This window comes from Rhizobium mesoamericanum STM3625 (assembly GCF_000312665.1).
Taxonomy (GTDB): Bacteria; Pseudomonadota; Alphaproteobacteria; order Rhizobiales; family Rhizobiaceae; genus Rhizobium; species Rhizobium mesoamericanum.
In genome coordinates this window covers 1,734,330-1,747,190 of sequence record NZ_HF536772.1, presented here as the reverse complement: position 1 = coordinate 1,747,190, position 12,861 = coordinate 1,734,330, and the positions used below count along the sequence as shown (strand labels likewise).

Genomic DNA, 12,861 nt, shown 5'->3' with positions numbered 1-12,861 from the left:
GGCATTCTTTGCTAGCAGAGGCGACCGTTTTTAGCCCCGCCTTCGTGGCGCCTTCCCCAGAGAAGGCAAGGAAAGTGACATGCCAGATCTGCTCCTAGAACTCCGCTCCGAAGAGATCCCGGCCCGTCTGCAGCGCAAGGCTGCGGGCGACCTGAAGAAGCTCGTGACTGATGCGCTTGTCGAGGCAGGACTTTCCTACGAGGGTGCGCGCGAATACTGGACGCCACGTCGGCTGACGCTCGATATTCGCGGCCTGACGGCGCGTTCCGCCGACGTGCGCGAAGAAAGGAAGGGCCCCCGCACCGACGCCAACGAGAAGGCGATCGAGGGCTTCCTGCGTGGTGCCGGTCTGTCCTCCGTTTCTGAGGCGCAGATCCAGAGCGACCCGAAGAAGGGCGATTTCTACATCGCCATCATCTCCAGACCGGGCCGGGCCGCCGAAGAGATCATCAGCGATGTCATGCCGGGCATCATCCGCGATTTCCCCTGGCCGAAGCCGATGCGCTGGGGTGCGGCCTCCGCACAGCCGGGTTCGCTGCGCTGGGTCCGCCCGCTGCAGTCGGTCGTTTGCACGTTCGGAACAGAGCATGAAGAGACGGTCGTCATCCCATTCTCCATCGACGGCATCGTCGCCTCCAACGTGACCTATGGCCATCGTTTCCACGCGCCCGGTGCCATCACAGTCAAGCGCTTCGACGACTACGTCGCGAGCCTCGAAAGGGCCCAGGTGATTCTCGACGGCGAACGCCGCAAGGACATCATCCTCCACGATGCCCGTGACATCGCCTTTGCGAACGGCCTGGAGCTGGTCGAGGACGAAGGCCTGCTCGAAGAAGTCTCCGGCCTCGTCGAATTGCCTCAGGTGCTGATGGGCAGCTTCGAGGACGATTACCTCTCTATTCCGGCGGAGATCATTCGCCTGACGATCAAGACAAACCAGAAGTGTTTTGTGACGCGCCCGGTCGGCGGCGACACCTTGTCCAACAAGTTCATCCTCGTCTCGAACATCCAGGCGAGCGACGGCGGTAAGGAGATCATCCACGGCAATGGCAAGGTCGTGCGTGCGCGCCTGTCGGACGCGCTACACTTCTGGAAGCGCGACCAGGGCGATCTTCCGGATCTGGAGACGCTGCAGGCTTCGGCCGCAAAGTTCAACCTTGACCTCAAGAAGCCGCTCGACCAGCGCATGGCGAAGCTCGATGCGCTTGATGTGACGTTCCATGCCAAGCTCGGCACACAAGGCGCCCGCGTAGAACGCATCCGCGCATTGGCGGCCAAGCTCGTGATGCAGATTGGCGCTGACTACAAGCTGGTCGACAGGGCGGCGGTGCTTGCCAAGGCAGATCTTCGCACTGAGGCCGTCGGCGAGTTTCCGGAACTCCAAGGCCTGATGGGCCGTCGCTATGCGGCGCTCCAGGGCGAGGATCCTTCGGTCGCCGCAGCGATTGAGGACCACTGGAAGCCGATGGGTCCGACCGACCGCGTTCCGGAGGACAAGGTTGCGATCGCTGTCGCACTTGCCGACAAGCTCGACACGCTGACGGGTTTCTGGGCCATCGACGAGAAGCCGACAGGCTCGAAGGATCCCTTCGCGCTTCGCCGCGCAGCACTAGGCGTTATCCGCATCTTGCTCGAGCGCAAGGTCCGCATCCCGCTGCTGACACCAATTGCGTCACATATCGCGCGGATTGATAGCGACCTTGGCGTGAAGAAAGCCTCAAACACAGAGCTCCAAAACGGGGACGACCTCGTCTCACTCGGTGCTGTCGAAAGCGAATCGTCACGCGAACTCGACCTCCTTTCTTTCTTCCATGACCGCCTGAAGGTCTATCTGCGTGATCAGGGCGCGCGTTACGATCTGATCGATGCCGTAGTTACACCCGAAGCTGACGACCTCCTGATGATTGCCCGTCGCGTCGAGGCGCTGACTGCCTTCATCACCTCGGAAGACGGCAAAAATCTGCTGGTTGGTACCAAGCGTGCCACGCAGATCCTGGCTGCCGAGGAGAAGAAGGGCACCGTCATCGCTGACGGCATTTCGGAGAATCTGTTCCGGCTCGCTGCCGAAAGAGAGCTCTTGGCCGCGATCAACAAGGCCTCAGCCGAGTCTTCGGAGGCCGTCGACAAGGAAGACTTCCGCTCAGCGATGGAAGCACTCTCCAGACTGCGCGCGCCTGTTGACCGCTTCTTCGACGACGTGCTGGTCAACGACGAGGACGCTGCCATTCGTGCCAACCGTCTGGCGCTCCTGCGTCTGATCCGCGAGGCGACAGGTACGGTCGCCGACTTCTCCAAGATCTCCGGCTGAGGTAAGGCGCCGCGCCTCGGCTTGATATGCAGATGGCGCCTTATCAGCCGAGATTGTTTACAGAATTCCATTCTTGTTCAGATCTTGATTCAAGGATGGAATTTTGCCCCCGGTCAGCTCATGATGCCGAGGGTTGCGGCTGAAAGGACCGCATAACGCGCCGCCTTGGCGATCGTCACCATCAACAGGAACGTCGGAAACGGCTCGCGCAGCACGCCAGCGACAATGGTAATCGGGTCGCCAATGACTGGCATCCAGCTTAAGAGCAACGACCACTTGCCATGGCGGCGATACCATCGCTGCGCCTTGTCGAGTGCAGGCTGGCTGGCGGGAAACCAGCGTTTGTGGCGATATCGTTCGATGCCGATGCCTAGCAGCCAGTTGACGGTCGAGCCGAGGACGTTGCCTGTTGTCGCCACTGCTACCAGGACGAAGATCGGATATTGCTTCGTCACAATGAGGGCGACGAGGCCGGCTTCCGACTGCATCGGGAAAATCGTGGCTGCCGCAAACGCCACAAGGAAAAGGCCGGCATAGACCGCAAGATCAGTCATGGCCAACGCCAATGCTTCGCCGCACCCTGTTTCCCTTCAGCACATCCAATGGCGGACTGGAACTATCACGTCCTTGCGGCTATGCCAAAGCGATGAAGAAGATTCTTGTCAGCGCCTGCCTCATGGACCATGCCGTCCGTTATGACGGCCAGTCGAAGGCGCTCGCTCATCCTGCGATCGCTCGCTGGATTGAGGAACGCAGGCTGGTGACGATCTGTCCCGAGATGTCTGCAGGAATGCCGGTGCCACGCCCGCCCGCGGAAATCGAAGGCGGGGCAACTGGCGACGATGTGCTGGCTGGCAATGCCCGCGTCGTTCAAATCAGCGGCGGCGATGTGACAGAAGAATTCACGCAGGCGGCCTTGAACGCCCTCGCGCTCGCCACCGAAACCGGCTGCCGCTATGCGCTGCTTATCGACGGCAGTCCTTCCTGCGGCCCGGGCTTTGTCTATGACGGCACGTTCTCCGGGCGGAAGCTCGTAGGGAATGGCGTGACGGCCGCGCTTCTCAAGCAGTCCGGTATCGCCGTCTACTCTGATCGCGATATCGAGGCGCTTATCGCCCGGATTGCGGCCGACAAGGAAGAGGCGATCGGCTGACAGAGCACCACATCCCTCAATGGGAAACGGCCGCCGGATCGCTCCGACGGCCGTTTTCTCGTTTGATGCCTGACCTCAAGCAGCGCGGCGAACCTGTCCCGTGTCGTCGTGGCCGCCGCCAACACGGAAACCGCGAATGAGGTTGAGGAGCTCATCCGTATCATTGGCGAGCGACTCGGCCGAAGCGGTTGTTTCCTCGGCCATAGCAGCATTCTGCTGGGTCGCGGCGTCGAGCTGGTTCATCGAGGACGAGATCGAGCGCAGCGTGGTGTCTTGTTCGGAGGCGCTGTGGGCGATCTTGGCAACGATCTCATTGGCGGCCTTGATCTGATCCGAGATGCGCTTCAGCGCCTCACCGGCTTCGCCCACCAGACGAACGCCCTGATCGACCTGACCGGACGAGCGGGCGATCTGGTCCTTGATCTCCTTGGCAGCGGCAGCCGAACGCTGTGCCAGTTCGCGAACTTCTTGAGCAACAACCGCGAAGCCCTTACCGGATTCGCCGGCACGCGCAGCTTCGACGCCGGCGTTCAGCGCTAGCAGGTTCGTCTGAAACGCGATCTCGTCGATGACGCCGATGATCTTGCCGATCTCGGCAGACGACTTTTCTATACCGCTCATCGCGTCGATCGCTTGTGAGACAACCGCGTCGCTGCGGCTCGCCTCCCCGCTGACGGCATGAACGCGCTTGCTGGCCTCATGGGCGCCTTCGGCGGTCTGGCGGACAGCAACGGTCAGCTCATCGAGGGCTGCGGAGGTTTCTTCCAGGCTTGCAGCCTGGCGCTCGGTGCGCTGCGAAAGATCGTTGGAGGCGCGGCGGATCTCTTCCTTGCTGACGGCGATGTCCCCGCCCTTGGCACTGACTTTGGCCATTGCAGCCTCGAGATGCGACAGGGCATCGTTGAAGTTGTCGCGAAGGGCAGCGTACTTCTGGCCGAGATCGGCGCAACGGACCGTCAGGTCGCCTAGTGCGATCTGCTCGAGCGCCTGGCCGATGGTCGAGACGACGTGGTTCTGGGCAATCGCTTCCTCGTGCTGCAGACGCAGGCTGTTTTCGCGCTCGCCGTCGAGGGCCATCTGCTGGGCTGCCTCGCGCTCGGACATGGCGTGACGCTCCTTGACCTGCTGCTGCAGAGACTGCGTCGCCTTGGCCATCATGCCGACTTCGTTGTCCATGTCGGTGTGCGGGATGACGACCGTGACATCTTCATTGGCCACAGAGCGCAATGCATCGTGAATTCGGGTCAAAGGCGCGGAGATGCTACGGACGACGTAGACGGCGGCGGCGGTCCCGAGCAGCAGCACGACAATACCGGCCGAAATCGCCTTCCAGATCGTCGCCTGGACCTGTGCATCGAGATCATCCATGTAGACGCCGGTGACGACGACGATCTTCCAGGGGTCGAAGGCCAACGCGTATGCCGTCTTGCGATAATCTCCCGCCGCCTGGCCAGGCTTCACTGTGGAGTAGTACTCAACGAGACCACCGCCCTGCTGCCCAACCTTGACGAGTTCTTCGCGATAGAGCTTGCCTTTGCTGTCCGGCTGCCCCTTGTTGAACTGGCCAACCTTCGAGCTGTCATAGTGGAACATCATCTGGATGTCGTAGCTATAACCGAAGAAGTAACCATCGGGATCGTATTTCATTGCGCTGAGCGTAGCGTAGGCCTGCCTCTGGGCCTCTTCCTGGGTCATTGCGCCGGCGGTCGCCTTCGCCTGGTACTGCTTTAGAATGGAGACTGCGGACTGCACCTCAGAACGCAGCATATCGTAGCGTTCCTTATAGATGGCATTGACCGAGGATCGAACCTGGATGGTGGTTCCGATCGCAAACGCCACCATCAGGCCAACGACCAGCAAAATAAGCTGTCTGGAAATCTTCAAATTCTTCATCATGCCTCGCAACAGAGCTCGGTTGGGATATCCGGCGCGGTTTCCTACCGCGTATACGAGGGCTGATTGGCCCCTCTTGCTGCGAAATTGACATGCGGCTACCGGTCTGCGCTAAAACTGGCCAGTTTATTCTAAGGAATGCTTAACCTGTCTCTAGATGTTCCTGTGATGATGAAATCGGGAAGTTTTGAACAAACACAAACAGAACAATGCCCCTCATCGTTGAAGTTGGAGTGAAGGAACCAACAATTGCCGAGCCAGCGCATTTCTTGCAGTCAGCGGCAAGGTATGCCGGACGGCTTTCCGACTTTAGCGCTTGCGTTATACTTTCTGCATGATTGAGACGTCGCATGCTTTCGGAGAATTTGTTCTCGATCCCGGTTGCGGCCTGCTGCGGAACGGGCGTGCCGTCGCGCTCGGCCAGCGCGGTATCGCTCTTCTAGAAGCGTTGCTTGAAGCCCGTGGAAACATTGTTTCCAAGGATGCGCTGATGGCGCGCGTCTGGCCCGGAGTTGTCGTTGAGGAGAGCAACCTGACCGTTCAGGTCGCGGCACTGCGGAAGGTGCTTGGCCCTGCGCCCGATGGGCAGGAATGGATCGCTACAGTGCCGCGCGTCGGCTACCGTTTCGTCCGGACGATAACGGAAAGGAAACCCTCTGCGCCGCCCCCAGAACTGCGGCCGGCGCTGGCGGTCCTCCCGTTTAGCAATCTCAGCGGCGATCCAAGGCAGGACTATTTTGCCGACGGGATCGTCGACGATATCATCGCGGCATTGAGCCGGTTCCGAAGCTTTGCTGTCGTCGCGCGGGACTGCTCTTTTGCCTACAAGGGCAGCGCAATTGATGTCCGCAAGATCGCAGCGGAACTCGGGGTCACCTACGTGCTCGAAGGCAGCATCCGGCAATCGGGTAACCGGTTGCGCATCGTGGCCGAGCTTGTCAAGGCTCAAAGCGGCACGCATATGTGGGCGCAGACCTTCGATGGCACTTTTGACGAGATATTCGATTTCCAGGATCGCATCACCGAGCGCGTGGCGACACTGATCGAACCATTGATCCAGACCGCCGAGATCGAGCGATCACGGCGGGAACGGCCCGGAAGCATCGCCACCTACGACATCTACCTGCAGGCATTGGCGAAGATCTCGACCGAAATCGAAAGTGACAACGCGGCCGCCTATGCGCTGCTTATGCAGGGGCTGGCCATCGAGCCTGACAATGCGCAGTTGCTTGCCCATGCCGCATGGGCGCTGGAGCATCGTTACACGATGGGTTGGCCGGCACTCACGGATGACGATGTGGAAGCGTGTGGCGCACTGGCGCGCAAAGCGCTGGAGCACGGTGCCGGCGATGCCATGGTCATGGCCCATTGCGGTGTCGCCTTGATGCAGACGGTTAAGGACTACGATTGGGGTCCCGCAGTTCTGCAGGCAGCCGCCGAATCCAATCCTAACAATCCGATGGCCGTCGTCCGGGCGGGCCTAGGGCATCTTCATTGCGGTAATGTCAGCGACGCGCTCAGTCACTTCCACAGAGCCAATCGACTGACCCCCGGTGAGCGCGGCGCACATTTCTCACATTGCGGGATCGCACATGCCCACGTGATCCTCGGAGAATACGAGCTGGCGGTGGCCTGGGCTTCGAGAGCGCTGGCCAGCAATCCGAATTTCGAGCCAACACTATGGGTGCTCATTGCTGCGAGCGCGCATCTCGGGCGCATGGAGGAAGCCCATCGCCACCTTGCGGCGTTAAGACGACTGACGCCTGATATAACCCTCGAGCGCATCCGCGCCGGTCAACCTGGCAAATATCCGGATCGGATTGCTGCTCTTCTCGATGGGTTGAGGTTAGCGGGTATGCCCGAGCGCTAGTTTCGGATCGTTTCGGAACTTTTCCCTGAGCATTTCAGGACCGGAAGGCCTCAACCGGCAGAGACTGCCTCCCAGCAAACCGCAAGTTGGAGACGGCCATGATTACGACGCTGACCATCCTTTCCTTCGACCAGGGACGCATCTACGCCTCTTCGCCTGAGCCAGTTCCCGGCCAGATGGCTGTCGAAAGCAAAGCAGAAGCAGCCGCTGTGGCAGAGGCAGAGGAGACCAGAGGCCATCTGCGTTGGTTGGATGTTTTGATTGGGTTGCGCACACTTGCGCGTCTGCTTGCACCGACGTTCGGAAGCACCCCTTTCGGCAAGGCGCATTAAAAACGAAAAATGCGCCCCTGCTTCTCTCAGGGACGCATTTTATCCACCTCGGGGGTGGACCCCGGTCGACCAAACTTTGGTCGGGCTGGGGCAGGGAACTTGAAATCAGGGCCGAAGCTCAAACTTGGAAACGTCGAGCGGCGACGTTTGTTCCGTCACCACGGCCGCCACGCCCGCGGCTTTCGGCTTGACGTCACCGCTGATGACAGCAGCCGTCGTCGATGTCCGGTCGATGTTGTCGGCCGGCTGTGTCACAGCCGTCATGGACGCAGCCGGAGCCTTGGTAACGAAAACGATGGGCGAGCCACCCATCCAGCCTTCGGTGCGATATAGCTTCTTCTCACCGTTGACGTCGCGAATTTCCGAAGACTGCAGCGAGCCAGGCGCCAGCGTCGGTACGGTGTAGTCCTTCTTGCGCTCGACGGTTTCAAGTGGCGGGCAGCTTTTGCAGCTTTCCAGGGTGATGCTCTCGCCATTGGTACGCGCGTCCTTGCCGACCACCTCGATCGACGAGGCAAAGGCAGATCCTGCCGCAAAAACAGCTATCGCACCCCAAATAAGCCGACGCATGGAACACTCCGTCTCACGTTGAGAAGAGACTAGCGCGGCTTTGTTTCCATCCCGTCAGGGGAAAGGGTAAAAATTTAGAGAACTGACCCGATTTCGGGTTTGCTCACGCTTTTTCGCGTTCGACGGCGCGCCAGCCGATGTCTCGGCGGCAGAAGCCGTTGTCCCAATCGACCTTGTCGAGCAGCGCATAGGCACGCGTCTGCGCCTCGCCGACTGTCTTGCCCGTCGCAGTGACGTTCAGCACGCGGCCGCCGGTCGCAACCAGCGCTCCATCCTTCAGGGCTGTACCGGCATGAAACACCTTGGCGCCCTCGCCCGCTTCCGGCAAATGGCGGATCAGTGTGTTCTTGTCGTAGGAGCCCGGATATCCCTTCGATGCCATGACGACAGTCAGGGCCGGATCATCAGTCCATTCTGCAGCCACCTCGTCAAGTGTGCCATTGGCCGTGGCAAAGAGGAGCGGCAGGAGATCGCTTTTCAGCCGCATCATCAGCACCTGGCATTCGGGATCGCCGAAGCGGACATTGTATTCGATGAGCTCGGGGCCCTTGGCGGTGATCATCAGCCCGGCGAAGAAGACGCCGGAGAAAGGATAGCCGCTTTCGGCCATGCCGCGCATGGTCGGTTCGATGATTTCCTTCATCGTGCGCTCGACCATCTCAGCCGTCATGACGGGCGCCGGCGAATAGGCGCCCATGCCGCCGGTGTTGGGGCCGGTGTCGCCCTCGCCCACCCGCTTGTGATCCTGGGCTGTTGCGAGCGGCAGGACATGCTTGCCATCGCAGAGACAGAAGAAGCTCGCTTCCTCGCCATCGAGATAGGCTTCGATGACAACCTCGGCACCGGCAGCACCGAAGGCACCCTCGAAGCAATCATCGACGGCAGCGAGCGCTTCGTCGACGGTCGAGGCAACGGTCACACCCTTGCCGGCAGCAAGGCCATCGGCCTTGACGACAATCGGGGCGCCCTGCTGGCGGATATAGGCTTTGGCCTTCGGCGCGTTATTGAAGCGCTGGTAGGCGCCGGTCGGAATGGCGTAGCGGGCACAGATATCCTTGGTGAAGCCCTTCGACCCCTCGAGCTGAGCCGCGGATGACGATGGGCCGAAGACGGCAAAGCCAGCCGTGCGTAGCTTGTCGGCGATGCCAGCGACGAGCGGTGCTTCCGGACCGACGACGACGAGGTCGATCGCTTTGTCCTTGCAGAGGGCAACGACGGCATCATGGTCGTCGACATTGAGGGCAACCAGGGTCGCATGCTCGGCAATGCCCGGATTACCGGGCGCGGCATAAAATTCCGTCATGAGTGGCGATTGCGCTAGCTTCCAGGCCAATGCGTGCTCGCGTCCGCCCGATCCGATCAACAGAACCTTCATGCCTGTTCCCTTTCACGTTTCCGTCTGGCGGTTAAGGGGAGAGCGCCGAAAGGTCAAGCGCGAATGCTCGCCCGGGTCAAGCAAGAATGCTTGAGCCCAAAGCCTTACCAGCCGCCGCCGCCGCCACCACCACCACCGCCCCCGGAGAAGCCACCAGACGAGCCGCCGCCTGAAAAACCGGAGGACGAACTGGACGGTGGCGCCGGAATGGTGGACGCGATCGTCGAGGCCATCGAGGAGGAAAAGCCGCCAATGCGATCGGAGAAGTTGCCGCTCCCGAAATTGCCGGAATACCACGAAGGAGCATAAGCAGCAGCAGCCCCCGCCGCCGCTGCGGCAAGCCATGTCTCGAAGGCGCGCGACCAGGGCTTTTCAACGCCGAGCGCCACCGCGTAAGGCAACAGCTTCTCGAAATGCTGGGGCGACATCTGAGGGGCGCCCGCCATGTTCATGCGGTCCTTCTCGGCCAGCATCATGTACTGGCGCAGACCGTCGATGCCATCCATCAGCTTAGCCCCGAGCGGGGTCGGCGCCCCCATGATGAAGACGTAGAGCAGGTTCAGCAGGATGATGCCGCCGATCGCAAACAGCATCGGCGTCTCATGCAATTCGACCAGCGAGGAGAACAGCGCCAACGCCAACGACGACACAATGCTGAAGCCGACGAAGGCGGCAATTGCAATCGCGATCACGGACATGATCTTTGCGCCGAGCGACCTGCCGGGGCGAATCGAATTGGCGAAGCCCGCGACGAAGATTGAGATGAAGACGATGACGACAACAGGAATGATCATCAGGGCGATGGCATCCGGTTCAAGCGTTCCGAAAACAAAGAGCGCCATCAATGATGCGGCGCTGAGCGCGATGCCACCGGTCGTGTAGCCGGCATTGGCATTGTAGTACTTGCCGCGATGCTCGCGCTCGATGGCTGTGCGGAAGCTGTCGCCGACCGACTTGACCCGCGTTCCGTTCGACTGATCGATCGTCAGCGAGCCCTTGGCTCCAACTGCGTTGAGCAGGCTGGCTTCCCCCGCTTCCAGCCTTTCCTTCCCGACCAGCTTGTCGGTGCGACGGATGATGATCGAATTCTTGAGATCCTCCAGCACGACATAACCGCGCACCGCAAGATTGAGGGCCGTGGCCGAGAGCGCCGTCCAGCCTTGGCCGGAGAAGCCGCGATTGTCGATGTAGTTCACCAGCGCCGGCGAGATGCCGTCCGGTGGATCCCAGCGCGGCACCAGCACACCGCGGGCAGGATCACGGCCGACCTTCAACCAGGAGCGCGTATAGTAGAGGAAGACGAGAATAAGCCCGCCAAAGCCGAGAAAGTAATCGCGGTTGTCGCTCAGCCACCAGCGCCGCTCGTTGTCGGGGCTCGGCGGATCGATCGAACCCTTCGGCATCTTGACGGCTATCGTCAGGCCTTCGCCTGCATTGAGCGCCCGGGTCGTCGAAAACAGCAGCCGACTGTCGCCGCCGGAAACCTTTGCATTCCTGTCCGTCGCACCCTGCGGGCCGGTGAAGAAGGCCGCGTCGATCGCGTTGGCCCCATCCGGTAGGTTCACTGTCGCCGTCGCCGTCAGGATCGGGAAGATCCAGCCGTTTCCGGTAACATTCCAGTAGAGCTCGTCGTGATCGTCGAAGTAGCGGATCTGCCGGTTGGTACGGTAGGTGAAGACGTATTCGGAGCGGCCATAGCTGACAGTGACGTCTTCCGAACCGGCATAGATGCGAATGCCGCCGCTCTTGGACTCAGTATGCCAGGGCTCGTCGCGGCCATCGCGCTTGACTGAGATGACGTCGAAATCAACCCGCCGCAGGCGGCCTTTCTCATCCCTGTAGGTCAGCGGAAAATCGCGGAAGATGCCGTGACGGATGCGTTTGCCTTCGGCATTGACGGAGACCGTCTCCGTCACCGTCATCGCGCCGCTCTTCTCAAGAACGATGTTTGACGCGAAGGCGTTGATTACCTCCGCAGCGATGGCGCCATGCGCCGCAAGCATCAGAAACAGAACGAAGCAAAGGCCGAAAAGCCGTCGGTTCATCAAACCCCTCGCCTGCGGCGCCGGCCGCATCAGATAATGTCAGCCCTCATCGGCATAGGTTACGCCGAGCCCAGCCAGCGTCCGCCAATAGGCCGGGAAGGTTTTGCCGACGCAGTCCGGATCGAGGATCGTAATGCCTGCGATCTTCAGACCAGCAAGCGCAAAGCTCATGGCAATGCGGTGGTCGGCGAAGGTGTCGATGTTGGCAGGCAAGCGCTCTCCAGCAAGCGATGGGTCAGACTGGACGATCAGGTCGTCGCCTTCTTCATGAGCAAGACCCGGGCGGATCTGCGTGAGACCGCTCGAGAGGGCGCGGATGCGATCGCATTCCTTGACGCGCAGATTGGCGATGCCGACGAAGCGGACCGGCGTCTCGTTGAACGCGGCAAGCACAGCAAGGGTCGGAACCGCATCCTGCATCTGCGAGCCATCGATAACGGCCGGAAGATGGGGAAATTGGGCGATCAGATCATATGCCTTCGCGTCGGGCTGCGTGAACGCGCCGTTCGCGACACCGAGGTCGATCTTGCCCGATGTCAGCACTTCGGCCGCCCAGAGGTAGGTCGCGGCCGATGCGTCGGGCTCGACCACAAAATCGGCTGCCGTGTAGCCGGTCGGCTCGACCCGCCACGTCACGGGGCTCGTCTTTTCGACCTTGGCGCCAAAGGCGCGCATCGCCGCTGTCGTTAGATCGATATAGCCAAGGGCACCGATGTCCTCGCCGAGCAGTTCGATCGTCACCGTCTTGTCGCCTCCAGCAGCCATCATCAGGAGCGCCGAGACATATTGGCTGGACAGGCCGCCATCGATCTGGATGCGGCTCGCTTCGAAACGGCCGGTACCTCTGACGGTGACGGGTGGGCAGCCGGTTTCGGTCGATGCGTCGATGCCAAGCGAACGCAGGGCATCGACGAGCGGGCCGATGGGGCGCTTGCGCATGTGCTGGTCGCCATCGACGATAACGGTGCCATCCACCAGAGCGGCTGCGGCCGTCAGGAAGCGTGTCGCGGTGCCAGCGTTGCCGAGGAAAAGCGGCACTTGCGGCGGCAGGAGCTTGCCGCTGCCCGTGACAACGAAGCTCGTATCATCCGGCTCTTCAACGATCACTCCCATGGCGCGAAGAGCGCCGGCCATATAGCGCGTATCATCGCTCTTCAAAGCGCCAGTCAGGCGACTGGTGCCCTTGGCGAGACCTGCCAGAAGCAGCGCGCGGTTGGTGATCGATTTCGAGCCCGGCGGGACGGCACGACCGATCAGCGGCTTGCCGGGCGGGATGATGGTGAGCTTGTCTTTACTCATTTCCTTGTCTTTTCCG

At 61.0% G+C, this 12,861-nt stretch carries 10 protein-coding genes; 4 read left to right on the top strand and 6 right to left on the bottom strand.

Features of this window, described 5'->3' with window-relative positions:
* Positions 1–79 precede the first annotated feature (79 nt).
* Positions 80–2,308, top strand: coding sequence for a glycine--tRNA ligase subunit beta (gene glyS, locus BN77_RS08475; protein WP_007530530.1), 2,229 nt, complete (start codon positions 80–82; stop codon positions 2,306–2,308).
* A 113-nt stretch (positions 2,309–2,421) separates the two neighbouring features.
* On the opposite strand, the gene BN77_RS08470 is transcribed toward glyS, so the two are convergent.
* Complete coding sequence (locus BN77_RS08470) at positions 2,422–2,862, bottom strand: YqaA family protein (RefSeq protein ID WP_007530528.1); 441 nt, start codon at positions 2,860–2,862, stop codon at positions 2,422–2,424.
* Positions 2,863–2,954: 92 nt separating this feature from the next.
* Between BN77_RS08470 and BN77_RS08465 the strand changes: the two genes are divergently transcribed.
* Entirely contained in the window at positions 2,955–3,461 is a 507-nt protein-coding gene (locus tag BN77_RS08465) for a 2-thiouracil desulfurase family protein (RefSeq protein WP_007530526.1), read from the top strand.
* A gap of 75 nt (positions 3,462–3,536) precedes the next feature.
* Here BN77_RS08465 and BN77_RS08460 read toward each other — a convergent pair whose 3' ends face one another.
* Positions 3,537–5,354: a methyl-accepting chemotaxis protein gene (locus tag BN77_RS08460; protein WP_040677653.1), complete on the bottom strand. Its 1,818-nt coding sequence runs from the start codon at positions 5,352–5,354 to the stop codon at positions 3,537–3,539.
* A gap of 334 nt (positions 5,355–5,688) precedes the next feature.
* Between BN77_RS08460 and BN77_RS08455 the strand changes: the two genes are divergently transcribed.
* Together BN77_RS08455 and BN77_RS08450 are read left to right on the top strand one after the other, a co-directional pair.
* The gene (locus BN77_RS08455; protein WP_007530522.1) at positions 5,689–7,224 is read left to right on the top strand and encodes a winged helix-turn-helix domain-containing protein; all 1,536 of its coding nucleotides are present in this window, start codon (positions 5,689–5,691) and stop codon (positions 7,222–7,224) included.
* Positions 7,225–7,322: 98 nt separating this feature from the next.
* On the top strand, positions 7,323–7,556 hold the full coding sequence (locus BN77_RS08450; protein WP_007530520.1) for a hypothetical protein: 234 nt from the start codon (positions 7,323–7,325) through the stop codon (positions 7,554–7,556).
* Positions 7,557–7,661: 105 nt separating this feature from the next.
* Here BN77_RS08450 and BN77_RS08445 read toward each other — a convergent pair whose 3' ends face one another.
* The 4 genes from BN77_RS08445 to aroA all read right to left on the bottom strand — a co-directional run bounded on the left by BN77_RS08445 (position 7,662) and on the right by aroA (position 12,845).
* Positions 7,662–8,126, bottom strand: a complete 465-nt coding sequence (locus tag BN77_RS08445; protein ID WP_007530518.1) for a plant virulence effector HPE1-like domain-containing protein — start codon at positions 8,124–8,126, stop codon at positions 7,662–7,664.
* Between the two features lie 103 nt (positions 8,127–8,229).
* Positions 8,230–9,501 (bottom strand): phosphoribosylamine--glycine ligase, encoded by a 1,272-nt coding sequence (gene purD / locus BN77_RS08440; protein ID WP_007530515.1) that lies wholly within the window; start codon positions 9,499–9,501, stop codon positions 8,230–8,232.
* A gap of 104 nt (positions 9,502–9,605) precedes the next feature.
* Complete coding sequence (locus BN77_RS08435) at positions 9,606–11,546, bottom strand: DUF2207 domain-containing protein (protein WP_040676919.1); 1,941 nt, start codon at positions 11,544–11,546, stop codon at positions 9,606–9,608.
* 39 nt (positions 11,547–11,585) lie between these two features.
* Positions 11,586–12,845 carry a 3-phosphoshikimate 1-carboxyvinyltransferase gene (gene aroA, locus BN77_RS08430; protein WP_007530510.1) on the bottom strand — a complete coding sequence of 420 codons (1,260 nt, stop codon included), beginning with the start codon at positions 12,843–12,845 and terminating at the stop codon, positions 11,586–11,588.
* Positions 12,846–12,861 lie beyond the last annotated feature (16 nt).

Bases quoted from the DNA above. Each gene is read 5' to 3' on its own strand.
- glyS (WP_007530530.1), top strand. From the start codon at position 80: ATGCCAGATCTGCTCCTAGAACTCCGCTCCGAAGAGATCCCGGCCCGT.
- BN77_RS08470 (WP_007530528.1), bottom strand. From the start codon at position 2,862: ATGACTGATCTTGCGGTCTATGCCGGCCTTTTCCTTGTGGCGTTTGCG.
- BN77_RS08465 (WP_007530526.1), top strand. From the start codon at position 2,955: ATGAAGAAGATTCTTGTCAGCGCCTGCCTCATGGACCATGCCGTCCGT.
- BN77_RS08460 (WP_040677653.1), bottom strand. From the start codon at position 5,354: ATGAAGAATTTGAAGATTTCCAGACAGCTTATTTTGCTGGTCGTTGGC.
- BN77_RS08455 (WP_007530522.1), top strand. From the start codon at position 5,689: ATGATTGAGACGTCGCATGCTTTCGGAGAATTTGTTCTCGATCCCGGT.
- BN77_RS08450 (WP_007530520.1), top strand. From the start codon at position 7,323: ATGATTACGACGCTGACCATCCTTTCCTTCGACCAGGGACGCATCTAC.
- BN77_RS08445 (WP_007530518.1), bottom strand. From the start codon at position 8,126: ATGCGTCGGCTTATTTGGGGTGCGATAGCTGTTTTTGCGGCAGGATCT.
- purD (WP_007530515.1), bottom strand. From the start codon at position 9,501: ATGAAGGTTCTGTTGATCGGATCGGGCGGACGCGAGCACGCATTGGCC.
- BN77_RS08435 (WP_040676919.1), bottom strand. From the start codon at position 11,546: ATGAACCGACGGCTTTTCGGCCTTTGCTTCGTTCTGTTTCTGATGCTT.
- aroA (WP_007530510.1), bottom strand. From the start codon at position 12,845: ATGAGTAAAGACAAGCTCACCATCATCCCGCCCGGCAAGCCGCTGATC.